The sequence below is a fragment of the Ralstonia sp. PBBBR1 genome, from assembly GCF_002256165.1.
Taxonomy (GTDB): Bacteria; Pseudomonadota; Gammaproteobacteria; order Burkholderiales; family Burkholderiaceae; genus Ralstonia; species Ralstonia thomasii.
In genome coordinates, this window is record NZ_NKIL01000005.1 from 428,948 (window position 1) to 455,184 (window position 26,237).

23 protein-coding genes are annotated in these 26,237 nt (G+C 65.5%); 14 read left to right on the forward strand and 9 right to left on the reverse strand.

Annotation, left to right across the window (positions count from 1 at the left end; translation table 11 throughout):
* Positions 1 to 29: 29 nt before the first annotated feature.
* The gene (gene cphA, locus CFE42_RS10640) at positions 30 to 2,690 is read right to left on the reverse strand and encodes a cyanophycin synthetase (protein WP_004627926.1); all 2,661 of its coding nucleotides are present in this window, start codon (positions 2,688 to 2,690) and stop codon (positions 30 to 32) included.
* Between the two features lie 289 nt (positions 2,691 to 2,979).
* Between cphA and CFE42_RS10645 the strand changes: the two genes are divergently transcribed.
* Positions 2,980 to 5,286, forward strand: coding sequence for an ABC transporter ATP-binding protein (locus CFE42_RS10645; protein WP_037043641.1), 2,307 nt, complete (start codon positions 2,980 to 2,982; stop codon positions 5,284 to 5,286).
* Positions 5,287 to 5,308: 22 nt separating this feature from the next.
* The gene (locus CFE42_RS10650; RefSeq protein WP_004627931.1) at positions 5,309 to 5,779 is read left to right on the forward strand and encodes a DUF1854 domain-containing protein; all 471 of its coding nucleotides are present in this window, start codon (positions 5,309 to 5,311) and stop codon (positions 5,777 to 5,779) included.
* A gap of 21 nt (positions 5,780 to 5,800) precedes the next feature.
* Here CFE42_RS10650 and CFE42_RS10655 read toward each other — a convergent pair whose 3' ends face one another.
* Complete coding sequence (locus tag CFE42_RS10655; protein ID WP_037043647.1) at positions 5,801 to 6,943, reverse strand: serine hydrolase; 1,143 nt, start codon at positions 6,941 to 6,943, stop codon at positions 5,801 to 5,803.
* Positions 6,944 to 7,140: 197 nt separating this feature from the next.
* Between CFE42_RS10655 and CFE42_RS10660 the strand changes: the two genes are divergently transcribed.
* Positions 7,141 to 8,754, forward strand: a complete 1,614-nt coding sequence (locus tag CFE42_RS10660; RefSeq protein ID WP_004627934.1) for a glucan biosynthesis protein D — start codon at positions 7,141 to 7,143, stop codon at positions 8,752 to 8,754.
* A 51-nt stretch (positions 8,755 to 8,805) separates the two neighbouring features.
* On the opposite strand, the gene CFE42_RS10665 is transcribed toward CFE42_RS10660, so the two are convergent.
* Both CFE42_RS10665 and blaOXA read right to left on the reverse strand, forming a co-directional pair.
* Entirely contained in the window at positions 8,806 to 9,249 is a 444-nt protein-coding gene (locus tag CFE42_RS10665) for a hypothetical protein (RefSeq protein ID WP_004627937.1), read from the reverse strand.
* Positions 9,250 to 9,415: 166 nt separating this feature from the next.
* Entirely contained in the window at positions 9,416 to 10,231 is an 816-nt protein-coding gene (gene blaOXA, locus CFE42_RS10670; RefSeq protein ID WP_004627939.1) for an OXA-60 family carbapenem-hydrolyzing class D beta-lactamase, read from the reverse strand.
* 191 nt (positions 10,232 to 10,422) lie between these two features.
* Here blaOXA and CFE42_RS10675 point away from each other — a divergent pair, with 191 nt between their 5' ends.
* From CFE42_RS10675 to pcp, 4 genes are all read left to right on the forward strand, one after another.
* A complete protein-coding gene (locus CFE42_RS10675) occupies positions 10,423 to 11,793 on the forward strand; it encodes a hypothetical protein (protein ID WP_004627942.1) in 1,371 nt (456 codons plus the stop codon).
* A gap of 41 nt (positions 11,794 to 11,834) precedes the next feature.
* Positions 11,835 to 12,149 carry a hypothetical protein gene (locus CFE42_RS10680; RefSeq protein ID WP_296157804.1) on the forward strand — a complete coding sequence of 105 codons (315 nt, stop codon included), beginning with the start codon at positions 11,835 to 11,837 and terminating at the stop codon, positions 12,147 to 12,149.
* 86 nt (positions 12,150 to 12,235) lie between these two features.
* Complete coding sequence (locus CFE42_RS10685; RefSeq protein ID WP_004627946.1) at positions 12,236 to 12,655, forward strand: MarR family winged helix-turn-helix transcriptional regulator; 420 nt, start codon at positions 12,236 to 12,238, stop codon at positions 12,653 to 12,655.
* A gap of 78 nt (positions 12,656 to 12,733) precedes the next feature.
* Positions 12,734 to 13,381: a pyroglutamyl-peptidase I gene (gene pcp, locus CFE42_RS10690; RefSeq protein ID WP_004627947.1), complete on the forward strand. Its 648-nt coding sequence runs from the start codon at positions 12,734 to 12,736 to the stop codon at positions 13,379 to 13,381.
* Between the two features lie 65 nt (positions 13,382 to 13,446).
* On the opposite strand, the gene CFE42_RS10695 is transcribed toward pcp, so the two are convergent.
* Genes CFE42_RS10695 through CFE42_RS10705 form a run of 3 tightly spaced genes read right to left on the reverse strand, consistent with a single transcriptional unit; the run spans position 13,447 to position 15,013 of the window.
* On the reverse strand, positions 13,447 to 14,073 hold the full coding sequence (locus CFE42_RS10695) for an NAD(P)H-dependent oxidoreductase (RefSeq protein ID WP_004627950.1): 627 nt from the start codon (positions 14,071 to 14,073) through the stop codon (positions 13,447 to 13,449).
* Entirely contained in the window at positions 14,070 to 14,519 is a 450-nt protein-coding gene (locus tag CFE42_RS10700) for a GNAT family N-acetyltransferase (protein ID WP_004627953.1), read from the reverse strand. The genes CFE42_RS10695 and CFE42_RS10700 overlap by 4 nt, the downstream gene beginning before the upstream one ends.
* Positions 14,516 to 15,013: a carboxymuconolactone decarboxylase family protein gene (locus CFE42_RS10705; protein ID WP_004627955.1), complete on the reverse strand. Its 498-nt coding sequence runs from the start codon at positions 15,011 to 15,013 to the stop codon at positions 14,516 to 14,518. Before CFE42_RS10705 ends, CFE42_RS10700 begins: the two co-directional genes overlap by 4 nt.
* A gap of 78 nt (positions 15,014 to 15,091) precedes the next feature.
* Here CFE42_RS10705 and CFE42_RS10710 point away from each other — a divergent pair, with 78 nt between their 5' ends.
* The 3 genes from CFE42_RS10710 to CFE42_RS10720 all read left to right on the forward strand — a co-directional run bounded on the left by CFE42_RS10710 (position 15,092) and on the right by CFE42_RS10720 (position 17,294).
* Positions 15,092 to 15,607: a MarR family transcriptional regulator gene (locus tag CFE42_RS10710; protein ID WP_004627957.1), complete on the forward strand. Its 516-nt coding sequence runs from the start codon at positions 15,092 to 15,094 to the stop codon at positions 15,605 to 15,607.
* Positions 15,608 to 15,719: 112 nt separating this feature from the next.
* A complete protein-coding gene (locus tag CFE42_RS10715) occupies positions 15,720 to 16,379 on the forward strand; it encodes a PadR family transcriptional regulator (RefSeq protein ID WP_004627958.1) in 660 nt (219 codons plus the stop codon).
* Between the two features lie 93 nt (positions 16,380 to 16,472).
* Complete coding sequence (locus CFE42_RS10720) at positions 16,473 to 17,294, forward strand: siderophore-interacting protein (protein WP_037043651.1); 822 nt, start codon at positions 16,473 to 16,475, stop codon at positions 17,292 to 17,294.
* 13 nt (positions 17,295 to 17,307) lie between these two features.
* Here the strand turns inward: CFE42_RS10720 and CFE42_RS10725 are convergent, their stop codons facing one another.
* On the reverse strand, positions 17,308 to 17,559 hold the full coding sequence (locus CFE42_RS10725; RefSeq protein ID WP_004627962.1) for a hypothetical protein: 252 nt from the start codon (positions 17,557 to 17,559) through the stop codon (positions 17,308 to 17,310).
* A 216-nt stretch (positions 17,560 to 17,775) separates the two neighbouring features.
* On the opposite strand from CFE42_RS10725, the gene CFE42_RS10730 reads away from it, so the two are divergent.
* The gene (locus tag CFE42_RS10730; RefSeq protein ID WP_004627965.1) at positions 17,776 to 19,365 is read left to right on the forward strand and encodes a PAS domain-containing methyl-accepting chemotaxis protein; all 1,590 of its coding nucleotides are present in this window, start codon (positions 17,776 to 17,778) and stop codon (positions 19,363 to 19,365) included.
* 21 nt (positions 19,366 to 19,386) lie between these two features.
* On the opposite strand, the gene CFE42_RS10735 is transcribed toward CFE42_RS10730, so the two are convergent.
* On the reverse strand, positions 19,387 to 22,926 hold the full coding sequence (locus CFE42_RS10735) for an EAL domain-containing protein (protein ID WP_004627966.1): 3,540 nt from the start codon (positions 22,924 to 22,926) through the stop codon (positions 19,387 to 19,389).
* A 687-nt stretch (positions 22,927 to 23,613) separates the two neighbouring features.
* Here CFE42_RS10735 and CFE42_RS10740 point away from each other — a divergent pair.
* The 3 genes from CFE42_RS10740 to CFE42_RS10750 are packed head-to-tail and all read left to right on the forward strand — an operon-like array spanning position 23,614 to position 26,151.
* Positions 23,614 to 23,922 (forward strand): ferrous iron transport protein A, encoded by a 309-nt coding sequence (locus CFE42_RS10740; RefSeq protein WP_004627969.1) that lies wholly within the window; start codon positions 23,614 to 23,616, stop codon positions 23,920 to 23,922.
* 46 nt (positions 23,923 to 23,968) lie between these two features.
* Positions 23,969 to 25,834 (forward strand): ferrous iron transport protein B, encoded by a 1,866-nt coding sequence (gene feoB / locus CFE42_RS10745; protein ID WP_004627970.1) that lies wholly within the window; start codon positions 23,969 to 23,971, stop codon positions 25,832 to 25,834.
* Positions 25,831 to 26,151, forward strand: a complete 321-nt coding sequence (locus CFE42_RS10750; RefSeq protein ID WP_004627973.1) for a DUF6587 family protein — start codon at positions 25,831 to 25,833, stop codon at positions 26,149 to 26,151. Before feoB ends, CFE42_RS10750 begins: the two co-directional genes overlap by 4 nt.
* The last annotated feature ends 86 nt before the right edge of the window (positions 26,152 to 26,237 follow it).

Below are 26,237 nucleotides of genomic sequence, written 5' to 3' on the forward strand. Positions count from 1 at the left end.
GGGCGTTCTTTCTGACTCAGGCCCGATCGTCAGTTCTGGGATTCGGCGCGGCCCATCCACTGGTGGACCTGCTGGACGGTGCCCTCGATGGCGCACTCATCGCATTGCAAAACCAGCAGGTCGCCTGCTGTGACCTGCGAGAGCGCCGCGTCCACGACATCCCGGCGCTTGGCCCCTTCGACGACGACTTCAGCCACGCGACCGCCTGCCTGCAACCCTTGCTTGAGCAGCGCGCGTGCTTGGCGATCGAACTCGGCATCGGTGCGCTTGACGCTGGCGTCTTCGCACAGCAGCACGCGGTCGAATGTCTGTCCGATAACCGTGCCTTGCGCCACCAGGTCTTCATCACGGCGTTGCAGGCCGGCGCCGAACACCAGCGTGCGGCGTTGCGCCGGGAAGTTGTCCAGCGCAGCGGCCAGGGCTTCCAGTGCAGACGCGTTGTGCGCGTCATCCACCACGATCGTGGCGCCATGGTGCTGGAACAGCGTGAAGCGGCCCGGCACATCCACCTGCCCCACATCGAAGGTCATGATGCCGGCGCGCATCAGATCGTTCGAAATGCCCAGAGCCCAGCCGGTGGCCACAGCCGCCAGCACGTTTTCAAGCTGGAACGGCACGCGGCCGTCGTAGGTCAGGGGAATGGCCGACACGTCGGCCAGCGCCAGTTCGGTCGGGCCAGTAGCGAGCACGACCTTGCCGTCGCGCACGAACACGGCTCGTTTGCCAGCAGCGCGATGCGCGGCGATGGCCTCCAGATCGCCCGACAAGGCGAAGAAGATCACTTCGCCATCGCACAGCTCTGCCATTTCAACGAGGCGCGCATCGGCGGCATTGAGCACGCCGACGCCGGTCTTCAGCACAACGTCGATCTGCGTGCGCAGGACGCTGACCATGCGGTCTTCGTCTTCGACGTAGAAATCGCCCAGGTGATCGGGCTTGCCGAAGTTGGTGACGACGCCCACCTGGCAGCGGTCATACGGCAGCCCCTGCGAGAGGATCATGCCGCTGTCGCTCTCGAACACGGCGGCTTCCACCGCGCGGTTCATCAGGATGCGATGGCAGGCGTCCCACGCGGCGCGGTCGGTACGCGCGCCGGATTCCACTTGACGGCGATCGAGGTACAGGCCATCGCTGCAGCCCAACCCCGTGTGCTTGCCCGACAGTTGCAGCATCTGCGCCACCAACTTGGCCACGACGGTCTTGCCGTTGGTGCCCGTGATGCCGACGATAGGAATGCGGCCATCGTCCTGCGTGCCATCCTTGTCGGAAAACAGGTGGTCGACAATCGCGCGGCCCACGGGGCGTGGTTCGCCCTGGGCCGGCCGAATATGCATCAGCAGACCGGGCCCGGCGTTGACTTCCACAATCGCGCCGCGCTGCTCGTCCAGCGGCCGCGAGATGTCTTCGGCCACCAGGTCTACACCGGCAATGTCGAGTCCGACCACCCGCGCGGCCAGCGATGCGTGCGCGGCCACGCTCGGGTGCACGCGGTCGGTCACGTCAAAGGCAACGTTGCCGTTGCGCTGGATCAGCACGCTGCGGCCCGCGGGCGGCACGGCGCTGCCGTCGGCATAGCCCTGGCGCTTGAGTTCGAGGCGCGCGGCGGAATCCAGGCGCACGCAGTTCAGCGGGTGTTCTTCGGTGTTGCCGCGGCGCGGGTCGGAGTTGATCTGCGATTCGATCAGTTCTTCGATGGTCGAGGTGCCATCGCCGACCACCGACGCGGTTTCGCCCATCGCCGCCGCCGCCAGACGGCCGCCCACGACCAGCAGGCGGTGTTCGTTACCGGAGACGAAGCGCTCGACGATCACGCCGTTGCCTTCCTCGATGGCCACGGCGTAAGCGGTTTCCACCTCTTCGCGCGTCATCAGGTTCGTGAACACGCCGCGGCCGTGGTTGCCGTCGTACGGCTTGACTACCACCGGCACGCCGATGTCTTCGGCGGCCTCCCAGGCATCTTCGGCGCTGTCGACCATGCGCCCTTCCGGCACCGGCACGCCGCACGACTGCAGCAGGCTCTTGGTCAGGTCCTTGTCGCGCGAGATGGATTCGGCGATAGCGCTGGTGCGGTCGGTTTCGGCCGTCCAGATGCGGCGCTGGCGAGCGCCGTAGCCGAGTTGCACGAGATTGCCGTCCGACAGCCGGATGGACGGGATATTGCGGTCATCGGCGGCTTCGACGATGCAGGCGGTGCTGGGGCCCAGGCACTGTTCGTCCACCATGTCGCGCAGCGTTTCGACGGCGGCGTCCACGTCGTACGGGCGGTCTTCGATGGCCGCCATGACCAGATCACGGGCGGCGAACAGGGCAGCACGGGTCACGTCTTCGTGCCAGGCGCGGACGATCACCTTATAGACGCCGCGCACGGGTGTCTCGCGCGCCTTGCCGAAACCGCCGGGCATGCCGGCCAGGTTCTGCAACTCGAGGGTGACGTGTTCCAGGATGTGCCCGGGCCAGGTGCCTTCCTTCAAGCGCATCAGGAAACCGCCGCGCACGCCGGGGCTGCAGCGGTGCTCGATCAGCGTGGGCAGCCATGTCGACAGACGCTCGTAGAACCCCGGAATCGTGTTGGAGGGAGAGTCCTCCAGTTCACCAATATCGACCCATGCCTCCAGCACTGGCCGATATGTCCACATATTCGGGCCGCGCAGCGACATGACATCGAGAATCTCAATGTCCTTCTTCTTCATTGAATTTGCTTGGAAGCAGGGGGCGATGTACCCGTGAATTGGTCCGCGAAACCGAACCGTTACCTTTCAATAACGTTACAACGGCGTCGGCGTTGACGTCTTGAGCCCGGAGTGCGTTGTGCAGCGCACCAAATGCCGTGCTGGCGTGGCTATGTATACTTGCGAGCAAATTTTGCAGGCCGCAACAATTGCGACGCCGCACTCTTGCCTCGATTTATGTTCGTCCTTTTCCCATTTTGGGCTGTTTTTTGGCCATTTGGACGCGCTTTTTGAATTCTTTGCGCCACTGATGACCCAGTCCTCCCCATCGTCCGCCCCCACCGTCGTCCGCGCTCAGGAACCCTGGCGTGTCGTGCTCGGCTCAAGCCTTGCTCCAGAAGAAACCGTCCTGGCCGGGCTGCAGCTGGATTTGGACGCAAGATTGCATTTTACCCAAGGGTGGCTGGTTGTTACGAACCGTCGCCTGATCGGCCAAGCCGCGGGTGAAAAGGATTTGCAAAGCTGGGACATCGCCCCCGGCATGACGCTGGCCCACAGCGACCACGCCGGCGTCGGCACGCTGGAGTTGTCCGACGGCCAGCGCCGGCTGGCAAGCTGGCGCTACACGCTGGGCCACAATACCGACGCGCTGCGGCTGGCCGATGCTTTCGACGCCCAGCGCAACGCCCTGACCACCGGCGCCAAGGCCGCGCAGCCCGACGCGGACATCTGCCCGACCTGCAAGGCGCCCCTCCCGGCCGGTGAAGACATCTGCCCGCAATGCAGCCGTGAACTGGAGCAGCCGCCCTCGACCTGGGCGCTGCTGCGCCTGTGGCGCTTCGCCCAGCCGTATCGGTGGGAATTGCTGGCCGGTTTCGCCCTGCTGCTGATCGGCACGGCCGCCACCCTGGTGCCGCCGTACCTGACGATGCCCTTGATGGACAAGGTGCTGATCCCCTACCAGAACGGGCAGCCGGTCGATTACCGCCTGGTGACGCTCTATCTGTCCGGCCTGTTTGGCGCTGCGCTGGTGGCCTGGGTGCTGGGCTGGGCGCGCACGTATCTGCTGGCGCGCGTGTCCGAGCGCATCAGCGCCGACCTGCGCACGACCACCTACGAGCACCTGCTCAAGCTGTCGCTCGAGTACTTCGGCGGCAAGCGCACGGGCGACTTGATGGCGCGCATCGGCTCGGAAAGCGACCGCATCAGCGTGTTCCTGTCGTTGCACCTGCTCGATTTCGCCACCGACGTGCTGATGATCGCGATGACGGCCGTCATCCTGGTCTCGATCGACCCATGGCTGGCGCTGGTGACCCTCGTGCCGCTGCCCTTTATCGCGTGGATGATCCACTTGGTGCGCGACCGCCTGCGCCACGGCTTCGAGAAGATCGACCGGATCTGGTCGGAAATCACCAACGTGCTGGCCGATACGATCCCGGGCATCCGCGTGGTCAAGGCCTTTGCCCAGGAAAAGCGCGAGGTGACGCGCTTTGCCGAGGCCAACAAGCACAACCTGGCGATCAACGATCGCGTCAATGCGGTGTGGTCGCTGTTTACCCCGACCGTCACGCTGCTGACCGAAGTCGGGCTGCTGGTGGTGTGGATCTTCGGCATCTGGCGGGTGAGCCACGACGCCATTACCGTCGGTGTGCTGGTGGCGTTCCTGACCTATATCAGCCGCTTCTACACGCGCCTGGATTCCATGAGCCGCATCGTGTCCGTCACGCAGAAGGCGGCGGCCGGCGCCAAGCGGATCTTCGATATTCTCGACCACGTGTCGAGCGTGCCCGAGCCGGCCAGGCCCGTGCATCTCGAGAAGGTGAAGGGCGCGATCGAACTGCGCGACCTGGGCTTCCGTTATGGCAACCGCGCGGTGATCCGCGGCCTGAACCTGTCGATCCAGCCGGGCGAGATGATCGGGCTGGTGGGGCACAGCGGCTCGGGCAAGAGCACGCTCGTGAACCTGATCTGCCGTTTCTACGATGTGTCCGAAGGCGCGATCCGCCTGGATGGCACCGATATCCGCTCGCTGCCCGTGTCGGAATTCCGACGCAACATCGGCCTGGTGCTGCAGGAGCCGTTCCTGTTCTTCGGCACGATCGCCGACAACATTGCCTACGGCAAGCCCGACGCCACGCGCGAAGAGATCATCGCCGCCGCACGTGCCGCCCATGCGCACGAGTTCATCCTGCGCCTGCCGCACGGCTATGACTCGCTGGTGGGCGAACGCGGCCAGGCGCTGTCGGGCGGCGAGCGGCAGCGCATTTCGATTGCGCGCGCGCTGCTCATCAACCCGCGCATCCTGATCATGGACGAGGCCACGTCTTCCGTGGACACGACCACCGAAAAGGAAATCCAGAAGGCGCTCGACAACCTCGTGCAGGGCCGCACCACCATCGCCATCGCGCACCGTTTGTCGACGCTGCGCAAGGCGGATCGCCTGGTCGTCATGGATCGCGGCCAGATCGTCGAAGTGGGCAACCACGACGAGCTGCTCGCGCGCGAAGGCGCGTATTACAAGCTTTATCAGGCGCAGGCCCGCAATGTCGATGCCGAGACCGATCTGACTAGCGACGGCGAGCGCGTGGACGCCGCGGCGCCGGCTTACGCGCAGTGATCCCCACTCTGAAATGACTGCGATGCAAACGCCCGATTTCGCCCTGAGCCGCAACGGCTTCGGCAAACTTGTGATGACCCTGGCCGACGGCACCGTGCATGAAGGCGTGGTGCCCGTGCGCGCGTTCCCGATCTCCGCCGCGGGCGAGGGCTTGAGCCTGATGAGCACGGACGGCCGCGAGCTGGCATGGATCACGCAACCCGACGCGCTGCCCACGCCCATGCGCGCGCTGATCGAAGCCGAACTCGGCGCGCGGGAATTCATGCCCGAGATCCGCACGATCGTCGGCGTGTCGACCTACGCCACGCCCAGCACGTGGACGGTGCAGACCGACCGCGGCCAGACCGACCTCGTGCTGCGCGGCGAAGAAGATATCCGCCGCCTGGCCGGCACCACGCTGCTCATTTCCGACAGCCACGGTATCCACTACCTGATCCGCGATCTGCTCGCGCTGGACAAGCACAGCCGCAAGATCCTCGACCGGTTCCTGTAAGCCCGTTCAGCCGCGCAGACGTTACCGGCGCGACGGCTGCACGGTCGTCATCACTTGGTCGAGCAGGCTTTCGGCCTGCTTCCAGCTGGCGCGGTGGTTGTAGTCGCCCGCCGTGGTGACGACCACCATGTCTAGCCCGGGCACGATCCACAGGCGCTGGCCACCGTTGCCGATGCCGCCGATCCACGCGTATTCCGCGCTGCCAGCCGCCACCTTGCCGAGCCACCACTGATAGCCGTACTGCAAGCCCATGCCGGTGTCGATGTGCGGGCGCGTTGATTCGGCAATCCACTCGGCGGGCACGAGTTGCCGCCCGTTCCATTGGCCATGCTGCAACACAAGCTGGCCGATGCGCGCCAGGTCTCGGGGGCGCAGGCGCACCCCGGCAAACGCCAGCGGGCGGCCACGGTAGTCGTCCACCCATTCCCAGTCGGTGATACCCAGCGGTTCGAACAGTTGCTTGCGCGCGTAATCTGGCACAGGCATACCCACGCGCTCCGCCAGCAGTTGCGCAAGCACTGCCGTGTTGCCCCCGTTGTAATTGAACTGCGTGCCAGCCGCAGCCGCCATCGGCCGGTCAAACACGTAGTGCGCCTGAGACGTGTGCCAGAACAGCCCGAACTCGTCGTTGTTGAACAGGCTCGTCGCACGCCATTCGTTCCAGGCCAGGCCGCTCGACATCGACAGCATCTGCGAGAGCGTGATCGCCTCACGACCGTCGCGATTCAGATCCGCCAGCCCCGGAAACAGCGACAGCACCGGCGTGTCGAGCGGCGGCGTCTTGCCTTGCCCTTGCGCAATGCCCCACAGCAGGCTCGTCACCGATTTGCTGATCGAGCGGATGTCGTGAAGCGTGCTGGCGTCGAACGTGCGCGTGGTGCGGAACAGATCCTTCACCCGCTCGTCCTTGCCGGCGCGATAGACCTCCGCGACCAGACGGCCGTGGCGCACCACGAGCAGGCTGTGGAAGTTGGCATCGGAATCGGCGAATTTGCGCAGGACAGCGCAGAGATGGCCGGCATCGAAACCGGCTGCGGCAGGGTCCGCCTCGGCCTGCCAGCCGTCGTTCAACAGGGCGGGCGCATCGCAAGGTGCCGCCTGGGCGCCGCATACCGTGCAGACCCATGCCAAAGCGATGCCGATGCTGCGAAGTCGTCGCGCCATCCCAGCCCCCCAGGTCGATGTACCGCCAAGTATCGTAGCCGGCACTTGAAGGTGCAAACCCGCTGCGATGAATGGTCGTTCTGCGCGTCTGAACGGCAATGGATCGGCCATCCGGTGGACCCTCCACCCACGTCGGAACCCGGGCCCGCGTTACCATGTCGGACCCTTCTTATTCATCACTCACATCACAGGCACCTATGGTCACACGTCGAACCCTTCTTGCCTCCGCCTCGGTTACCGCCACGCTGGCGGCGCTCGGCATCACGCCCGAAGCACTGGCCGCCGATCGCGTCAAGCTGGGCGATGCCGCGCCGTTTTCTTTCGATGCGCTGATCGAGCGCGCCCGCACGATGGCCGGCAAGCCGTACACGCCCCCTGCAACGGCGCCGGCCGACATCCTGTCCAAGATCGACTACGAGGCACACGGCAAGATCAAATTCGACACCGCCCACGCACTCTTTGCGGACGGCCCCGGCCAGTTTCCGGTGACGTTCTTCCACCTCGGCACGTTCTTCCGCGCCCCGGTGCGCATGCACGTGGTGGAAAAAGGCGCCGCCCGCGAAATCGTTTACGACGAATCGTACTTCGACATGCCCGCCGACAGCCCGGCGCGCAAACTGCCGCGCGGCAGCGGCTTTGCCGGTTTCCGCTTCCAGGAAAGCCGCCTGGGTGACCAGAAGAAACTCGACTGGAAGAAGAACGATTGGGTCGCCTTCCTGGGCGCGTCGTACTTCCGCGCCATCGGCGAGCTGTATCAGTACGGGCTTTCCGCACGGGGCATTGCGCTGGACGTGGCGCAGGCCGGCAAGCCGGAAGAGTTTCCCAATTTCACGCACGTGTGGTTCGACACGCCGGCAGACAACCGCGCCGATTCCGTGACGATCTACACGCTGCTCGACGGCCCGAGCATCACGGGTGCATATCGCTTTGTCATGCACCGCACGAAGGGCGTGGTGATGGACATCGACACGGCCATCTTCCTGCGCAAGGACGTCGACCGTTTCGGCATCGCGCCCGCCACGTCGATGTACTGGTTTTCGGAAACCGCCAAGGGCACCGCCACTGACTGGCGCCCCGAGGTGCACGACTCCGACGGCCTCGCCCTCTGGACCGGCAATGGCGAGCGCATCTGGCGCCCGCTGAATGATCCGCCGCGCACGATGGCGTCTGCCTTTGGCGACAACAACCCGCGCGGCTTCGGCCTGCTGCAGCGCGATCGCGATTTCAACAACTACCAGGACGGCGTCCATTACGAGCGCCGCCCGAGCCTGTGGGTCGAGCCGCTGGAAGGCTGGGGCGAGGGCGCCGTGCAGCTCATCGAAATCCCGACCGACGACGAGATCCACGACAACATCGTCGCCATTTGGGTGCCGAAGGCACCGGCGCGTGCGGGCAGCCAGTACCGTCTACGCTATCGCCTGCACTGGCTGGCCGATGAACCGTATCCGACACAACTGGCGCGCTGCGTGGCCACGCGCATGGGCAACGGCGGGCAGCCGGGCCAGCCGCGGCCGCGCGGCGTGCGCAAATTCATGGTCGAGTTCAAGGGCGGTCCGCTGGAGAAACTGCCTTTCGGCACCAAGCCGGAGGCCGTGCTGAGCACCTCGCGCGGCACGTTCTCGTATGTGTTTACCGAAGCCGTGCCGAACGGCGTGCCGGGCCACTGGCGCGCCCAGTTCGACCTGACGGTCGACGGGAAGGAACCGGTCGACATGCGGCTGTTTTTGCGTGTGGATGGCAAGCCGCTGTCCGAGACGTGGCTGTATCAATATCACCCGTTCCAATCGCCGGTGGGGCCAGTGGCGTCCTAAACGCCGTCGCAGCGGTCCACAAACAAGGCGGGGATTCCCCCGCCTTTTTCATTACTGGTAGGACAGCGTCACCACCGCGAGCGCTGGTTCCACCCCCGGCGCGCGCGACAAGGTCAGCGTGCCGTTGTTTGCCGTCAGCAGGCTGGCCTTGAAACCGCCGTATTTGGCCAGGACGTCCGCCTTGCTGCGTGCATCGCCCACCCGCAGGGGGTTGAGCGACGATGCCGCGCGAGCCTCCACTGACACATCGACCGGCACCACCCGCACTGCAGCCGAGCGAAAGCTCAACACCACCTGGTGACCGGACGCGGATGCTCGCGCCTGCAACCCCTCGCCCGCAGCGGATACCTGGGGCGTGGCCTGCACGCGGAACCCGGCCTCCACGATGGCGCCCGTGAAGTAAATCACGCCGCCATGGCTGCCGGCCGCCAGCGCGCTGCTCGCTCCGATGGCCACCGCCATGGCGACGACCGTTGCCTTGTAGACCTTGAACATGAGAACCCCGATGCCCGACCCTTGGGCGATGTGTCACATCCGCCCGTCTTCAGCCGGTCTGACGCAACAGTTTTTTACGATTTTCATCGTCCTCTGGATCGATCTGATTGGGGATTCCGAACATCCCTGATTGCGAGTCAGACAGGGTTCCTCGCAAATCCACCTCTCACGGTGCCGGCCACACCGCCAGCGCCTGCATCAACTGCTTGCCCAGCGGGACTCGCTTGGCCATATCGCCCTCGCGCGGCATGTCGATGTTCAGAGCAAAGGCATACACGTGGCCGGCACGCTCCACCCAGCCGACCCACCAACCGATCTCCGGCTGGTATTCGGTGGCGACGCCGGTCTTGGCATACAGCGCGGCATCGCCCTGCCGCTCGATCAACAGCATGCGCTGGACCATGTCCCACGTGCGCGGCTTCACCGGCAACTGCTTGAGCGCCATGCGGCTGGTGAAGCGCGCTTCTTCGAATGCGGAAATCTCCAGCGGGCCACGCAGCCAGAATTGATCGATCACGCTGCCGAGCTGGCGATTGCCGTACTCAAAAGCGTCCACATAAGCCTGCATGCGTTCAAGGCCGACACGCCGTGCCACCTCCTGGTATATCGGCACGGCCGACAGGCGGATCGCCTCGGGCAACGCCATGTCGTGCTCCCACTGCTGGTAAGGCTGCGGCTTGCCGCCGTAAGGCAGCACTTCCTGATCGTCGCGCACGGCCCCGGTGTCGAAGGCGATCAGGCTGTTCGGAATCTTGAACGTCGATGCCGGATGGATGCGCCGCGCGGCGCGCGCCGGATCGACGACATAGGTGCGGTCGGCGCCGATGTCCATCAGTACAAAGGTGCCCGAGACACCCGCGTCGTCGAACACGCGCTTGAGGTCATTACGCACGACCAGCTCGGCGTGGGCGGTGGTGGTGCTCATCGCAACGGCGCAGGCCGTGAGGGCGAACGCGAAAGTCTTCGACCAGCGAGAGAACATGAAAGGCTCCTTGAAATGAGTGGATGGCTACCGGCAACCGGCGATGCGCACAGGAGCCGGCGCTGCGCATCGTAGGGAGCGCTCCGTGCTGCCGCCAGCGTGCACAACAAGCTGCACGTCACGCGCGTAACGCCTGTAACAATGGGTGTGGCGCACAATGGCGCCACGTTTCGCTTCGCCTGATTGTTTGCATGACGCCGCCCACCCTGCCCGCCCTCCATGTCGAGCTGACCACACCGCAAACTGTGGATGGACGACGCGCCCCGTTCCAGAGCCTGTGGCTGCTCGTGCGCCTGGCCTACGCGCATCGTCTGTCGCCGGAGCAACCGCTGGTGCGCCTGGCCGACCTGCGCGGCGCTGTGTCGGACGCCAGCACGCAACGCATGATGATCAGCCGCGCCTTTCGCGACTGGCAGAACTGGGGCGTGCAGGCAGGCTGGGGCGAACAGCGCGACCGCGAGCCCCGCTTCCTCAACGCAGACAAGCGCAGCCAGGGCCCGTTCTGGCTTACGCCTGAAGACGCGGCGCGCGTGGTCTGCCTGGTGGAAGGGCGGATTGCCGATGACACAGATGTGCGCGCCTTTCTCGGTATCGCCGCGCCGGAAAGCAGCACGGACAACAGCGCCGAAGCCAACGCCAGCGCGCTCTCCGGCCCTGCGCCTGGCACGCCCAACCCCGCGTTCTGGCACGCCTTTCTGACCGCGCGTCACGCCATGCGCGAAGGCCGACTGCTGCATGCGCTAAGCACCGGCACAATTGCCTCCGACACCGAGCGCGGCGGCGCCCTGCTCGCCTTGCGCCACGCTGGCGACGCCGCCGACAACGACTTCCAGCGCGCCCTCGTCACCCTGGGCGAGGCAATGGCCGCGCGCCGGCTGGGCGACTCGACACGCGCCAGCGCCCTGCTCTCGCAGTTGCGCGCGCACCGCCGGCAGCGCCATGTGCTGGGCAACGACTACCTCGCCGCCATGGAGCGCATCGTCACCGCATGGTGTGCGTATGACCGACGCGACCTCGACCTTGCCGCCGGCCTGCTCGCCCGCCTCGCCGATGCCGAGCCCGGTCGCAGCCTGCTGCGCTATCACCCGCAGATCCGTTTTGAGTGGAACAACTTGAGCGCCCTCATCGAGCGCGCCCGCCTGCTCTACGCGGATGCCGACGGCATTGCATTGGAGGCACGCGCACACGCCGCACAGCGCATCGTCGCGCAGTTCGAAACCGCGCTGGCTGCCGCGCTGGAAAGCCAGGCCTCCGACGCCGTGCAGCAGGTTGCCGCCAACCTCGGCATGACGCGCTGGCTGCTGCGCGACGTGCTTGGCAACGCGGTGCATGCCGACGGCACGGTCGATGCCGTCCGCTGGCTGGCCATGAGCGAATGGCAGGCGCTGCGCAACGGCGGGCCGCTGCAATCGGCGTGGAACGCCATCGCGCTGATGCGCATAGCAGGCGCTGCGCAACGGCGGGCCGCAGCAATCGGCGTGGAACGCCATCGCGCTGATGCGCATAGCAGGCGCTGCGCAACGGCGGGCCGCAGCAATCGGCGTGGAACGCCATCGCGCTGATGCGCATAGCACGCGCCGACACAAGCCGCGCAGCGCTCACGTTGAACGACCTCCGTACGCAAGCGGGCCCGTTTGCCGAGGCCTTTGACGCGCGCTACTGGCCGCAGCGCTGGTCCGACGTTGCCGCACTGCGTCTGCGCGAACACGACAGCGGCCGCCATCGCTACGGCCACGTGCAGGTGAGCGGGTTGCTGCTGGAGCTGGCGTGGTTTGCTAACGCAGACGGCGATCACGTTACTGCTCGCACGGCGATGAACCGCCTCGCGCAAGCCACGCAAGACTTGGCACCGCACGATCGCGCGTACTTCGTCCAGGCACTGAAGCAGCTGACACAGATGGCGGATGCGCCGCCCTGAGCTGCACGCTGAGCCGCCCCCCCCAGCAGATCGATGGATGAATAAATTCGTTGTATCCCTAATGATCCGTCGCTAGACTACGGTACATGTTTGATCACTGCCTGTACTTCAACACCACCGCTCTGGCGCGCTCGGTCGAGCGCGAATGGACGGTCGCGTATGCGCCGTTCAGCCTGACGCCGCCGCAAGGGTTCGTGCTGCGCGTGGTGCTCAAACGACCCGGTGTGCTCAACCGCGAACTGGCCGAGGTGCTGGGCATTGCGCGGCCCACTGCCACGCGTCTTGTGGACGGCTTGATCGCCAAGGGCCTGGTGGAACGCCAACCTTCTGCAGAGGACGGCCGAGAGTGGAACCTCTTCCCCACGGAAGCCGCCCGTGAACTGGAAACCGCGTTGCAGGCCGCCAGCGCCAAGGTGGCGCGGCGCTTGCGCGAGCATGTCGGCGCAAGCGCGTTCGACGATACGGTGCAGGCCATCCGTAACGTTCGGAGTACGCTGAACACGTAAGACAAACGGGGCGGCCATTGCCGCCTTTTTGATCGGCAAATAGTTGCATCACTACGGATATTACCAAGGAGCGCCTGCATGACTACCGTTCTTGTCACCGGCATCGAGCCGTTTGAATCCGACCCCACCAACCCTTCGTGGGACATCGCGCAGGCACTCGACAGCACGCAGGTGGACGGCGCGGTCATCGTGGCGCGGCAGTTGCCGTGCGTGTTTGGTCTCGCCAACGAAATATTGGTGGACGCCATCGAGGCCACATCACCCGCCCTGGTGTTCGCGCTGGGGCTGGCCACGGGCCGGACGGAGATTTCGGTGGAGCGCGTAGCCATCAACGTGATCGACGCACGCATTCCCGACAACGCGGGCAACCAGCCGGTTGATACGCCTGTGGTGGCCGATGGGCCAACGGCGTACTTCTCCACCCTGCCGATCAAAGCCATCGTGCATGCGCTGCGCGAGGCCGGCGTGCCCGCGGGCGTGTCGCAGAGTGCAGGCACCTACAACTGCAACCACCTGTTCTACGGTTTGATGCACCACATTGCCATGCGCGCGCCGCAGGTGCGCGGCGGCTTCATCCACGTGCCGACCACGCCCGAACTGGCAGCGCGGCATGCGGGCCGGCCGAGCCTGTCGATCGATACGCAGATCAAAGGAATACGTCTGGCGGTGCGTACGACGCTGGCCACGCAGTCAGATCTGAAGATGAGCGCAGGTGCAGTGCATTGACACGCGCACGCGAATGGCTGGCCGGCGCCGCGGACCTGGCACGCTGGCTCTTCGCGTGACAGTCCTCAGGCCACCAGCGGCATGAGCAACATCCGCGCAGCCAGTTCCTGCCGGAAACTTTCGAAGGCCTGCATGGCGGAATCAGCACCGCGCGCAGTGTTCTGCAAGCGGATGCCTTCCACCTGATGGATGCCCACCGTGGCAAACACATAACGCAGATATGGCATCAGGAAATCGGTCTGCGCGTGGGCGCCGTCAAAGTGGCCGCCTGAAGCGGATACCACCAGCACCGAGCGATCGGTCAGCATGCCCACCTTGCCCGTGGGCGTGCGGCGGAACGTGCGTTCGGGCCGCACCACCAGATCGATCCACGCCTTCAACGCCGAAGGCACCGTGTAGTTGTGCACCGGCGTGGAAATCAGCACGGCATCCGCTGCTTCCAGTTCGCCGATCAGCGTTTCCGACAGCGCAAGCGCTGCACGGTGCGTTGCGGTGCGGTCGGCATCGGGCGTGAGGCTGGCCTCGACAAAACCGGCATCGGGATGCGGCAACGGCGTGGCCGCCAGATCGCGCTCGATGACGCGCAGGCCACCAACGGCCTCTGCCAATTGTGCGATCACCCACTTTGCGCCACGCCGGCTGTGCGAGCGATCGTCGCGCGGGCTCACGGTCACGTGCAGCAGTGTTGTCATCGCGCAGCCCCCGTTTTCGTGTTCATGCCAAAGCGCAAAGCGCCTGCAAGCAGCCCGTTGCGATAGTAGAAGCGATGGCCAAGCACGTTGGACAGCGGCGTATCGAGCACGAGCCGCGCACAGCCCAGGCGCTCGGCTTCGGCCTTGAGGTGGCTCATCAATACGTTGCCGAGGCCGCTGCTGCGCAGGTTGGCATCGGTCACCAGATCGTCGACATACAGGAACGGCCCGTAGACGAGGTTCTCCTGCTGCCGATAACCCGCCAGCGCTACCGGCACCCCGTCACGCCAGACGGCGATGAGGCGGTAGCCGTCTTGCACCTGCCGGCGCCAGCGCGCGACCAGCTCGTCGGCGTCGGCAAGATGCGGCCGCAGTTGGTGCATGACGGGAAAGCACGCACGCAAGGCAGCTTCATCTTCGATGGGGCGGACGGCGTCCATGGTCATGCTTGCTCCGCGGTCACGGCAGCCGGCACCTGCGGCACAAAGCGCATTGCGACGGCAATACGGTTCCACGCCTGGATGTTGGCGACGGCGGCTGTGAGGAAGGCGACTTCCGTCCTGGAGAAATGCTCGAGCACGGCGTCGTATTCGTGATCATCCACCCCGTGGTCGGCCGCGCGGGCCAGGGTGGTCAGCGCTTCCGTCCAGGCCAGCGCGGCGCGCTCGCGCGGCGTGAAGACCGCCGGCGTGTCGCGCCAGACCGCCACCAGATCGAGCTTGGCCGGCGCCACGCGCAGCTTGCGCGCCAGGTTCAGGTGGAATTGCACGCAGAACGCGCAGCCGTTGATTTGCGAGGCGCGCAGCTTGATGAGTTCGGTCAGCGGCTTTTCCAGCCCCGAGGCGTCCACCGCCTTACCGAGCGCCTGCAACGCCGGCGCCACGCCGACGGCAGTATCGACAAATTCCGAGTAATCCATGCGAGGGGAAAGATCTTCCATGTCTGGCTCCTGTTGAGGGTCCGTGTAAGGAGGAGTGGTAATATCAGTGCTCGAACATAATATTCGAACTCTTACATCATGAGCAAGCGTGCTACCGCCGGCAAGGACAACGACACCTCCCGCAACGCGCCCTCCGTCCCCGAGCCCGGGCAGGGCAAACGCGGTGAAGAAGGCTATCTCGGCTACCTGCTGCGCCAGGCCAGCGCCGCTCAGCGGCTGCGCATGGAGCGCGCCATGGCCGACGTGGGCGTCACGCTGCCGCAATTCCTGGTGCTCACGATGCTCCGTGCCTACCCGGGTATCTCGAATGCCGACCTCGCCCGGCTGACCATGCTGACGCCCCAGACGGTAAGCGTCATCGTCACCAACCTGGAGCGCAGCGGCGCCATTACGCGCCGACCCCACGCGGTGCACGGCCGCATCCAGCACATCGACGTCACCCCGGAAGGGTCCGCCCTGCTCGCCGCGTGCCGAAAACGCTCGGGCGGCATCGAGCAGGATCTGCTCGAGGGGTTCACGCCCGAAGAGGAAGAGGTCGTGCGGCGCTGGCTCGTACACGTCGCCAAGCTCGCTAGCGACAAACCTGCACCCTGATTGGTCGATCCGTTCTTCCGCTTTCGCGATTGATGCCTTGACTTCTGGACGGCCGCCACTATCATTCGATGTATCTTACGATATATCTGATGATGCTCTTCAGGAGAATGCAATGCGCGGTTGGTTCGGACATCACCACAAAATGTGGATTGGAAAGCATTTCATGATGGGTCGCCACGGTCATGGCGGACACGGGTTCGGGCGTGGCATGGGCGGCCCCGGCGGCTATGGCGAAGGTGACGACGAAGGCGGCAGCCCCTGGCGCGGCCGCCGGCTCAGTTCAGCCGACCTGCAACTGGTGCTGCTGGCGCTGCTCAAGGGCACACCCCGCCACGGCTATGAGTTGATCAAGGCGGTGGAAGAGCATTCGCTCGGCTTCTACACACCGAGCCCGGGCATGGTGTACCCAGCGCTGTCGTATCTGGAAGACCACGGTTTCGCTTCCGTCACTGCCGAGGGCAACAAGAAGCGCTACGGCATCACCCCCGAAGGCGAAACATGGCTGGCCGAGCGCCAGCACAGTGCCGATGCCATCCTCGCCCAACTGCGTGCCATGGGCGAGCGCGTCAAGCGCATGAACGAAGCCATGGCCTTCGACCGCGAAACCGACAACGCCGCCGAATGGACGGACACGGGCCACGACCCGCTGCGCACCGCGCGCTGGCGCCTGAAGTTTGCCCTCATGGAAAAACGCTTCGCTTCGCGCGAAGAACAGCAACGCGTGGCAGACATCCTGCTACGTGCCCTCAAGGAAATCACCGGCGAGCGGTAAGCGGCAAGCAGCAGCATCTGTTCAGCCGCCCCGGGCGATGTTTGGTCGCCCGGGCTACCGCGTCGGTCCAGTCGGTCCATTCCGCAGCCATCTATGTTTGCCTTCAATCGCACACAAGGTCTCATGTCGCAGCTGATCAGTTCTGTCAAACCCGCCACACGCCGCATGCGCGTGCGCGCAATCCATACACTGTCGCCGCGCATGCGCCGCGTGGTCTTTACCGGCGTGGCGGCTACGGATCTCGCTGATCTGGCTGGCGCGGCGCCCGGCGCGGCCATCAAGCTGATGTTTCCGCACGATGCCGCGGGCCCCGGCCGCACGCTGGGGCGTGCTTACACCATCCGCCGCTACCACGCGGCGCGCGATGAACTGGAAATCGATTTTGTGGTGCACGACGAAACACCGGCCGCGCAGCATGGCCCCGCTGCACGCTGGCTCGAACACGCCGCCCCTGGCGATGAAGTGGAATTCGCCGGCCCCAAGCGCGGATTCCGTGCCGACCCAGCGGCGCCGTGGACGCTGCTGATCGGCGATGAAACCGCGTTGCCCGCCATCTTCGCGATTTTGGAGGCGTTGCCCGAGCACGCGCAGGTGCTGACCTATATCGCCATTGGCGACGCCCGCGCCCGACTCCCGCTGGAGGGCGCCCTGGCCGAGCACCCGCGCAGTCGCGGCATCCACTGGGTGGAGAGCGATACCGCGCACGCCGGCGCCATGATGGTCGGCGCACTCAGCGCCCAATCCATGCCGGCCGGCACGCCCCAGGTGTTCCTCGCTGGCGAGGCCTCCTTGCTCAAGCAAGTCCGCACGCTGCTCGAAGGCGCCTGGGCCGTGCCGCAGGACGCCATCGACGCCAAGGGCTACTGGACAGCCGGCCTCTCGCGTGAAGAACGCAAGGCGAGCGAGGCGCGCTGATCTTCGCGTCGCGTCAGGTCGCGACTTCTGTCTGGGGTGTGGCGCCCTTCACCCACTCGCGCAGCAGGCGCTGCCCGTGCAGCAGCGCCGCGTCCATCGCTTCGCGCGGCGAGCCGAACGTGCATCCGGGCCGCACCGGCTGCGAGCCCGACAACGATTGCCCTTCCGCACCGCGGAAGACCACCTCGACACGCGCCTCCCAGCCTCGCCCGCCAGCGGGAACCACACGCGGGACGATCTCAACGTCTCCACAGATCTTGTGCACCTCGTTCCTCCGTCTGCAGCGCCTGAACAGCGCATTGCCCGCAATCTAGCAACGGGCATGCCAACCTGCGCCGCTCTTGGGATTTGATCCAGATCAACTTGCGGCGCAGACATGATCTTTAGGCCGCCCGCAGCATGCCGATGCAAAGAAGGACAGTGTGCCTTTCACGCTCACGCCTCCTTACGACCATCCGCGCCCACGAAGCGCGGCACCACCATGCGCAAGAATCTGCCGGTCACCCAAGCCGAAACCGCCCTCAGCCCGACGGACTACCTCATCTCCCGCACCGATCTCAAAGGCCGCATCGTCTTCGCCAACCCGGCGTTCGTGCGCATCAGCGGCTATACACACGAAGAACTGATGGGCGCGCCGCACAACCTCGTGCGCCACCCGGACATGCCCGAAGCCGCCTTTGCCGACTTGTGGGCCACGCTGCAGGCCGGCAAGCCGTGGCGCGGCTTCGTCAAGAACCGTCGCAAGGACGGCGGCTTCTACTGGGTGCTGGCTAACGTGACGCCGGTGTTTCAGAACAACGCGGTGGTCGGCTATACGTCGGTGCGTTCGATGGCCACGCCCGCACAGATCGCGCGCGCGCAACGCGCCTATACCGCCATCAATGAAGGCGACACGTCGTACACCGTGCGTGCGGGCCGCATTCTGCGCACGGGATGGCGGCGCGTCGTCAATCTGTTCCAGATCGACAGCCTGCGCTTCAAGGTGATCGGCCTGCAAACGCTGATTGCATCGGCCATCCTGATCGGCACGGTGTGGGCGCACATCGCGCTGGAAGCCGCCGATCTGCATGGCGCAGCGTGGCTCGTGTTCAGCCGCGATTGGCTGTGGCTCACCGGCGTGGGTTGCGCCGGGCTGGCAACGATGTCAGGCGTGCTGCTCGCACGCACGCTGATCCGACCATTGGAAGAAGCCGCGACGCTGGCCACACGCCTGGCTGCCGGCGATCTGACCACCGTGGTCGAAGCCCGCTCCAGCGACGAGTTGGGCGAAGTCATGCGCGCCATGGGCACCATGCGCGCGAGCCTGTCGTCCATCGTGCGCGACATCCAGGACGGCGCCGCCAGCGTCGCGCACAGCACGTTGCAGATTTCCGCCGGCAACCATGACCTCTCCGCCCGCACTGAGCAGCAAGCCGCCGCGCTGGAAGAAACCGCATCCAGCATGGAGGAGCTGACATCGATGGTTGCGCAGAATGCCGACCACGCCCGCGCAGCCAGCGCCCTGGCCGAGCAGGCCTCCACCATTGCGGCCGACGGCGGCCAGGTCGTGCAGCGCGTCGTGCAAACGATGGACGCCATCCGCGCCGACAGCCAGCGCGTGACCGAGATCATCGCCACCATCGAGAGCATCGCGTTCCAGACCAACATCCTTGCGCTCAACGCCGCAGTTGAAGCCGCACGCGCGGGCGAAGAAGGCCGTGGCTTTGCGGTCGTCGCCGGCGAGGTGCGCAGCCTCGCGCAGCGCAGCGCGCAGGCCGCAGCGCAGAGCAAGGAGATCATCCGCGCATCCGATCAATCCGTGCGCGACGGCGTGGATCTCGTCCACAAGGCGGGCGCCACCATGACGCAGATCGTGCAATCGGTGCAGACCGTCACGCAGCTCATGTCGGAAATCTCCGCCAGCTCGCGCGAGCAGAGCAGCGGCATCGCGCAGATCAACGCGTCGGTTTCGCAGCTCGATGGGGTCACGCAGCAGAACGCCACGCTGGTGGAAGAAGCGGCGGCGGCCACCTCGGTGTTGGCCCGCCAATCGGAAGATCTGAAGCACGCCGTCGCGGTGTTCCGCGCGTAGCGCCGCAGCGACAGCAACACATTACACGGTGAAGTGCGTGTCGCGTTCAAGCAATGCCGTCACGGCCTCAGGCAACAGCGGCTCGCTGAAGTAATAGCCCTGCAGCACATCGCATTGGTGGGAGGCCAGGAAGGCCGACTGCGCAGCGTCTTCCACACCTTCGGCACACACCTTCACGCCAAGGTTGTGGGCCAGCACCACGACCGTCGTGCAGATGGCGGCATCGTTGGAATCGCGGTCGATGTCCTTGACGAACGCGCGGTCGATCTTGATGAGGTCGATCGGCAAGCGCTTCAGATACGCCAGGCTCGAATACCCCGTGCCGAAGTCGTCGATGGCAATGCGCACGCCCAGCTGGCGAATGGCTGTGAGGTCTTCGATGGTGCGCTCGGTGCCCTCCATCAGCATCGACTCGGTCACTTCCAGTTCAAGGAAGCCCGACCCGAGGCCGTATTGGCGCTGCAGCTTGAGCAGCGTTGGCAGCACGGTGCCACGCTTGAACTGCAGCGGCGACACGTTCACAGCCAGTGTCAGGTCATCGGCCAGGCCGCGTTTGTGCCACTCGGCGCGCTGCCGCGCAGCCTCGGTCAAGACCCAGTTGCCAATCTCGACAATCAGCCCGCTCTCTTCGGCCACCGGAATGAACGCGGCCGGCGGCAGCAACCCGCGCGTCGGATGAATCCAGCGGATCAGCGCTTCCAGCCCGCACACGCGGCCCGTCTTGGTGTCGATCTGCGGCTGGTACAGCAAGCGGAACTGGCCCTGCTCCAGCGCCGCCCGGATCTGGTGCTCCAGGTTCAGCCGGTACGACACGCCGATGTCCATTTCGGGCGCGAAGAATTCCAGGCGGTTACGGCCGTTCTGCTTGGCGTAGTACATCGCCATTTCGGCATGGCGGATGAGGCTATCTGCGTCTGCGCCGTGCGCCGGGTATTCGGCCACGCCAATGCTTGCGGTCACGAACACCTCGTGCCCTTCCACACGCACCGGCTCGGCAAACAGGTCGAAGCCGAAATCGACACCGCGCGAACCCGCGTGCGAGATCACCAGTGCAAACACGTCGCCGCCAAACCGCGCCACGGTGTCCACCGTATCGGCGGCATCGCGCAGGCGCTCGGCCACACGGCGCAGCACCTCGTCGCCCAGCAGGTGGCCAAGGCTGTCGTTGACGACCTTGAAGCGGTCAATGTTGACGAGCGCCACATAGAAGCGGCTACGCTGGCGTGCGGCCATCTCCACTGACTGCTGCACGCGGTCGGCCAGCAGCGTACGGTTGGGCAGGCCCGTGAGCGAGTCGATGGTGGCGTGCTGGGCCAGGCGCGTGCGCGTCATCTCCTGCTCGGTCACGTCGTCCTGAATGCCGACGTAATGCGTGACCGCACCCTTGGCATCGCGCACGGGCGAGAGCAGGAAGTTATTCAGGAAGGCGTGGCCGTCCTTGCGGAAATTGCGCAGCAGCACGCGGATCTCACTCTCGTCGCGCAGCGCGGTTCGCACTTCGTTCAGCGCCGGCTGCCCAGGCTCGGACGAATGCAGGAAGCGCGCGTTGCGGCCCAGAATTTCCTCTGCGCGATAGCCCGTCATGCGCTCGAAGCCGGGGTTCACGTACACGATCGGAAAGTCGGGCTGCTGCGCGTCGGCCACAGTAATGCCGGACGGCACCGATTCGACCACGCGGCGCAGCAACCGCAGTTGCTCGTCCGATTCGCGCCGATCTGTGATGTCCTGCATGGTGCCGAACAAGGCGACGACCTCATCGCGATCGTTGCGCTCGATGTTGCCGCGCGAAAGCACCCAGCGGTGCTCGCCGTCGCGGCGGATCATCTCCAGCTCCAGCGAGTACGCCTCACCTTCGGTCACGGCACGGCTGGCGGCTTCGCGCAGACGGTTATAACTGTCAGCGGTAAAGAACTGCGCCTGCTGGGCGAAGGCCGGCGGCGCGCCCGGCGGCACGCCCGTCAACACATACATGCCCGACGACCACGTGGTGGAGTCGCGCAGCACATCCCAGCGCCAACTGCCCAGAAGCGCAATCTGTTCGGCCACGCGCAGGTTCGCTTCGCTGCTGCGCAGCTCCTGCTCAATCGCCGAGCGCTGCGAAATGTCGGTCACCCCGCCGACCATGCGCACAGCGCGGCCGTCCTGATCACGGTAAAGGCTGGCGCGAATTTCCACCGTGCGCGTGGCACGGTTGGCATCGATCACCCGGCAGACGTGCTGCCAGCTGTCGCGGTCGGAATTCAGTACGGCGCGCAGCTCGTGGGCGAAGGCGTCCACGTCGTCCGGGTGCACGAACTGTTGGAATGTCAGCGTGCGCGACACACCGTCGTCGTCGCCCTGGCCCAGCAACGCGTCGCTGCCAAGCAGCCGATGCAGGCTGGCGTTGGCCCAGGACTCGCCGGTGGCGATATCCCAATCGAAGATCCAGTCGTTGGTGGCGCGCGCCACGCGCTGGAAGCGTTCGGTCAGGCGGTGGACGGTGGCGTCGTGGCGCTGGATGGCGGCACGCATTTCGTTGAAGGTGCGCTCAAGCAGCGAGAGTTCATCGCGCGAGGAGCCGTGCTCGGGCACGCGGGCGGAAAAATCGCCCGTTGCGTAGTGGCGGGCCGCATCCACCAGCGCATCAATGCGCGGCATGACCATCCGCCGCAGCGCCATCTGTATGAGCGCCAGCAGCATCACCACCATCAGCAGGATGGCGCCGCCGCCGGCCAGCGTCACGTTGCGCTGCTGGCGAACGATGTCGGTAGCGTCCACGCCGCGCACGATGCGCAAATGCCCGCCGGCCGCGTGCGGCACCACCATGGCGGCGTAGGCGCGGCGAACGCCGTCGGTGTCGTCCACGAACACCGGTTCGCCTGGCTGCTGGGCCGCAGCGGCCACCAGCGGCCCGCGCACAATGGCCGGCACCTGGGCGGCCTCCAGAGCACCGTGGGTCGACAACACGTTGCCCGCCGCATCCACGAGGTAGACCGGCGCCTCCGACATGCCGTCGACGGCCGCCGCAATCAACGCGCTCTGCCGCACGGCCGCGTACGCCACGCCCCGGATGGTGCCGTCGTTGCCTGCCATCGGCCGCGCCGAAATCAACACTGCCTGGCCGGAGGCGCGTCCGATCACAAATGTCGACAGGGACGGTCGGCCCGTCGCCATGATCTCGTTGATGTACGGTCGGTCCGACAGATCGATGGCAAGCTTCGCCGTATCGGGCGTACATACCAGCTTGCGATGCGCGTCGATGATGCCGAGGTTCGCGAGTTCGCTCTGGTTATGAAAGACGCGGTTGACGAAACTGCTGCACTCTTGCCGCTCCATGCGCAGCGCCGAATCGTCCGCGATGAGCACCGAGAGCAGCGTATTGGCGTTGGACAGCACCATGCCGACGCGCGCAGCGGCAGTCTCGGTTTCGTGGGTCAGGTGCTGGGCAAGGTGATCATTGAGCCGGTCACGATAAAGCGCCACACCAGCAATCGCGACAACAATGGCCGGCAAGGCGGCCACCGCGGCCAGGGCAAGCAAGCGGCCGCGCAGCGTGGTGGGAAAGAAAGCGTGCTTCGGCACTTGAATGACCGGTAGAGCCTTATGTGGAGAGCGGATGCACTCTGCGGTTGCACGATGCGCGGCTCAAGGACCATCCCCTCGACGCACGATGCAGTTGCGGCATCGTGCCGGATGACGGCTGACGCAGTGCGCAAGCATTTTGCTTGCAATTCCTATCGCACGCAACTTGTGGATAGCCTGTAGCCGACCCGGCCGCAAATCGGCGCGGCAGGCGGCACGAGGGGTGGTAGCAATGTGGGCGATGGGGTGTCCGAACCACCACTGCCAATGCCCTGATCGACGGCGATGCAAGCCCTGCTCACCGCGTTGACACCGTTCGGCGAAAGTCGCCTTGACGCGGCAGGCGCCCATAGAAAAAGCCACCGGGTAGCGGTACCCGGTGGCCTCAAGAATACGCTTTGAACGGGGAAGTTCAGCGCAGTTGAAGCATAGGCAATGGTCCCCATTCAGGCCAATACCCAGGATAGGGTAATTTAGGAAAAACCCTGCACGGGCAGCGGCTTTTTGGCCTCCGCGCCTTTCGCGTGTGCTTTCTGCACAACGCCGGGCTCCGTAACAACCCGTCCTCCGAAATATCCATCCTGGCGACCGGGTGCCGCAGCCCGTCTCACGGGATGTTGCGTTATAATGAAAACGATTCGCATTTAGCCACCTTGCTTTACCACGTTAAGTAAACGACCACACACGATGCGGCTTTCCGAGCTTTCCCGCCGGGCGACGGCGGTGGTGGATCACGTTGAAGACCGTGAACCCGCCGATCCCATCAGCCAACGCCTGCGCGAACTCGGGTTCGTGACGGGCGAAGAGGTGCGCGTGGTAGCCGTCGGCCCGTTCGGCGGTGATCCGCTGGTCGTGCAAGTGGGCTTTACCCGCTTTGCACTGCGGCGCCAGGAGGCTGCCCGCGTGTGCGTGCGCGCCGAATCGGCCACGCAACCCGCCGCCGCCATCGCTTCGCCCGAAACGGCCCCGCCCGTCAAGGTGCGCGAGGCGGCATAGGCCGCCTTCTATTGCCGCCGCTTTCCGGCTCCGCTTACCCGGCTTCATGCAGATGCACGCTTCTTCCTCCTCCGCTTCCACACCCGCATTGCGCGTTGCCCTGGTCGGCAACCCCAACTGCGGCAAGACCGCGCTGTTCAACCTGCTGACGGGCAGCCGCCAGAAGGTCGCCAACTATGCGGGGGTGACGGTCGAGCGCAAGGAAGGGCGCTTTACTGCGCCGTCGGGCCGGCATGTGCAGATCCTTGATCTGCCCGGCGCCTACAGCCTGATCGCCACCAGCCCCGACGAAGCCATCACACGCGATATCTGCCTTGGCACGTTCCGTGGCGAGTCGCGCCCGGACATGCTGATCTGCGTGGTCGACGCCACCAACCTGCGCCTGCACCTGCGCTTCGTTCTGGAGCTGCAACGCCTGGGCTTGCCGATGGTGCTGGCGCTGAACATGGTGGATGCGGCCGAGCGGCGCGGCATCCGCATCGACCGCGCCAAACTGGAAACCGCCTTGGGCGTGCCGGTGGTGCAGACAGTGGCCATCAAACGCAATGGCGCGGCTGACCTTGTCGCGCATATCGATCACGAACAACTGCCAGCCGTACCGGTTGGGCTGCCGGCCGACGCCGATCCGCACGTCGAAGTGAAGCGGCTGCTCGATACCGCCGTGACCATGCCGCGCAGCACGGCTGAGCTGGACGACCGGCTCGACCGTATCGTCCTGCATCCGGTGCTGGGCCTGATGCTGCTGGCCGTGCTGATGTTCTTCATGTTCCAGGCGGTGTTCTCGTGGGCGCAGCCGCTCATGGACGGCATTCAGGGTGCCGTGGAAGCCGTGGGCGTGTGGGTCGGCAATGTCATGCCCGACGGCATGCTCAAAAGCCTGCTGGTGAACGGCATCATCGCGGGCACGGGCAGCGTGCTGGTGTTCCTGCCGCAGATCCTGATCCTGTTCCTCTTCATCCTGTCGCTGGAAGAATCGGGCTATCTGCCGCGCGCGGCCTTCCTGCTCGACCGGTTGATGGCGGGCGCGGGGTTGTCGGGGCGCTCGTTCATTCCGCTGCTGTCGAGTTTTGCGTGCGCGATCCCCGGCGTGATGGCCACGCGCACGATTCAGGACCCGCGCGACCGGCTGGTGACGATTCTCGTGGCACCGCTGATGACGTGCTCGGCGCGGCTGCCCGTGTATGCGCTGCTGATCGGGGCGTTCATCCCGGTGCGGAAGGTGTGGGGCCTGTTCAATCTGCAGGGGCTGGTGCTGTTCGGGCTGTACATGGCGGGCATCGTATCGGCGCTGGTCGTGGCCTACGCGCTCAAGTACCTGAAGCGCGATCGCAACGAGCACCCGCTCATTCTCGAACTGCCGTCGTACCGCCTGCCCAGCGTGCGCAACCTGATCGTCGGCCTCGTCGAGCGTGCACGCATTTTCCTGCGCCGCATCGGCACGGTCATCCTCAAGATGATGGTGCTGCTGTGGTTCCTCTCGACGTTCCCGGCGCCGCCGGCCAACGCCACGCTGCCGGCCATCGATTACAGCTTTGCCGGGATGATCGGCCGCGCGCTTGAAGTCGTGTTCGCGCCGATCGGCTTCACATGGCAGATGTGCATTGCGCTGATTCCCGGCATGGCTGCGCGTGAAGTGGCCGTGGGCGCGCTGGCGACGGTGTACTCGCTGTCGGCCACGCATGAAGATGCGGCTGCGCAGCTGGCGCCGATCATCTCGCAGCAATGGTCTCTGGCCACGGCATTGGCCTTCCTGGCGTGGTACGTCTACGCGCCGCAATGCATCTCGACGCTGGCCACCATCCGCCGCGAGACCAATTCGTGGAAGGTCATGGCGGGCACCGCCGGCTACCTTTTCGCGCTGGCCTACCTGGCGGCTTTCGCCACCTACCAGATCGCACGGGTGCTGACATGAGCGTGTACCACGTTGTCGAAACCGGCGTTGTCGCCACGGTCGTGGCCCTGAGCGCCTTGTCGCTGACGGGCCGCTATGCGCCGGCGATGCGCGCCCGCACGGCGGCGCGCGTGGCAGGCTGGTGTAATCGGCCGTCACGGCCGGGTTGGATGCGCGCCTTCGGGCAGCGCTTGCTCACGCCGGGCGAGTCGCCCTCGTGTCACTCCGATCCCCTTTCGGGTAGCGCATGCGGCACCGGTTGCAGCGGCTGCGCTTCGGGCGACTCGGTATCCGCCGCGCCGGTTGTACAGCCGATCCACTTCGTACGGCGCAAATAACAGCCGACGCAACGCCACAACACTCACGGGCTCGCATCGCGCGGGCCCGTTTTGTTTTCGCGCAACGCAGGCGTAGACTGGTCCAA

Bases quoted from the DNA above. Each gene is read 5' to 3' on its own strand.
- cphA (WP_004627926.1), bottom strand. From the start codon at position 2,690: ATGAAGAAGAAGGACATTGAGATTCTCGATGTCATGTCGCTGCGCGGC.
- CFE42_RS10645 (WP_037043641.1), top strand. From the start codon at position 2,980: ATGACCCAGTCCTCCCCATCGTCCGCCCCCACCGTCGTCCGCGCTCAG.
- CFE42_RS10650 (WP_004627931.1), top strand. From the start codon at position 5,309: ATGCAAACGCCCGATTTCGCCCTGAGCCGCAACGGCTTCGGCAAACTT.
- CFE42_RS10655 (WP_037043647.1), bottom strand. From the start codon at position 6,943: ATGGCGCGACGACTTCGCAGCATCGGCATCGCTTTGGCATGGGTCTGC.
- CFE42_RS10660 (WP_004627934.1), top strand. From the start codon at position 7,141: ATGGTCACACGTCGAACCCTTCTTGCCTCCGCCTCGGTTACCGCCACG.
- CFE42_RS10665 (WP_004627937.1), bottom strand. From the start codon at position 9,249: ATGTTCAAGGTCTACAAGGCAACGGTCGTCGCCATGGCGGTGGCCATC.
- blaOXA (WP_004627939.1), bottom strand. From the start codon at position 10,231: ATGTTCTCTCGCTGGTCGAAGACTTTCGCGTTCGCCCTCACGGCCTGC.
- CFE42_RS10675 (WP_004627942.1), top strand. From the start codon at position 10,423: ATGACGCCGCCCACCCTGCCCGCCCTCCATGTCGAGCTGACCACACCG.
- CFE42_RS10685 (WP_004627946.1), top strand. From the start codon at position 12,236: ATGTTTGATCACTGCCTGTACTTCAACACCACCGCTCTGGCGCGCTCG.
- pcp (WP_004627947.1), top strand. From the start codon at position 12,734: ATGACTACCGTTCTTGTCACCGGCATCGAGCCGTTTGAATCCGACCCC.
- CFE42_RS10695 (WP_004627950.1), bottom strand. From the start codon at position 14,073: ATGACAACACTGCTGCACGTGACCGTGAGCCCGCGCGACGATCGCTCG.
- CFE42_RS10700 (WP_004627953.1), bottom strand. From the start codon at position 14,519: ATGACCATGGACGCCGTCCGCCCCATCGAAGATGAAGCTGCCTTGCGT.
- CFE42_RS10705 (WP_004627955.1), bottom strand. From the start codon at position 15,013: ATGGAAGATCTTTCCCCTCGCATGGATTACTCGGAATTTGTCGATACT.
- CFE42_RS10710 (WP_004627957.1), top strand. From the start codon at position 15,092: ATGAGCAAGCGTGCTACCGCCGGCAAGGACAACGACACCTCCCGCAAC.
- CFE42_RS10715 (WP_004627958.1), top strand. From the start codon at position 15,720: ATGCGCGGTTGGTTCGGACATCACCACAAAATGTGGATTGGAAAGCAT.
- CFE42_RS10720 (WP_037043651.1), top strand. From the start codon at position 16,473: ATGTTTGCCTTCAATCGCACACAAGGTCTCATGTCGCAGCTGATCAGT.
- CFE42_RS10730 (WP_004627965.1), top strand. From the start codon at position 17,776: ATGCGCAAGAATCTGCCGGTCACCCAAGCCGAAACCGCCCTCAGCCCG.
- CFE42_RS10740 (WP_004627969.1), top strand. From the start codon at position 23,614: ATGCGGCTTTCCGAGCTTTCCCGCCGGGCGACGGCGGTGGTGGATCAC.
- feoB (WP_004627970.1), top strand. From the start codon at position 23,969: ATGCAGATGCACGCTTCTTCCTCCTCCGCTTCCACACCCGCATTGCGC.
- CFE42_RS10750 (WP_004627973.1), top strand. From the start codon at position 25,831: ATGAGCGTGTACCACGTTGTCGAAACCGGCGTTGTCGCCACGGTCGTG.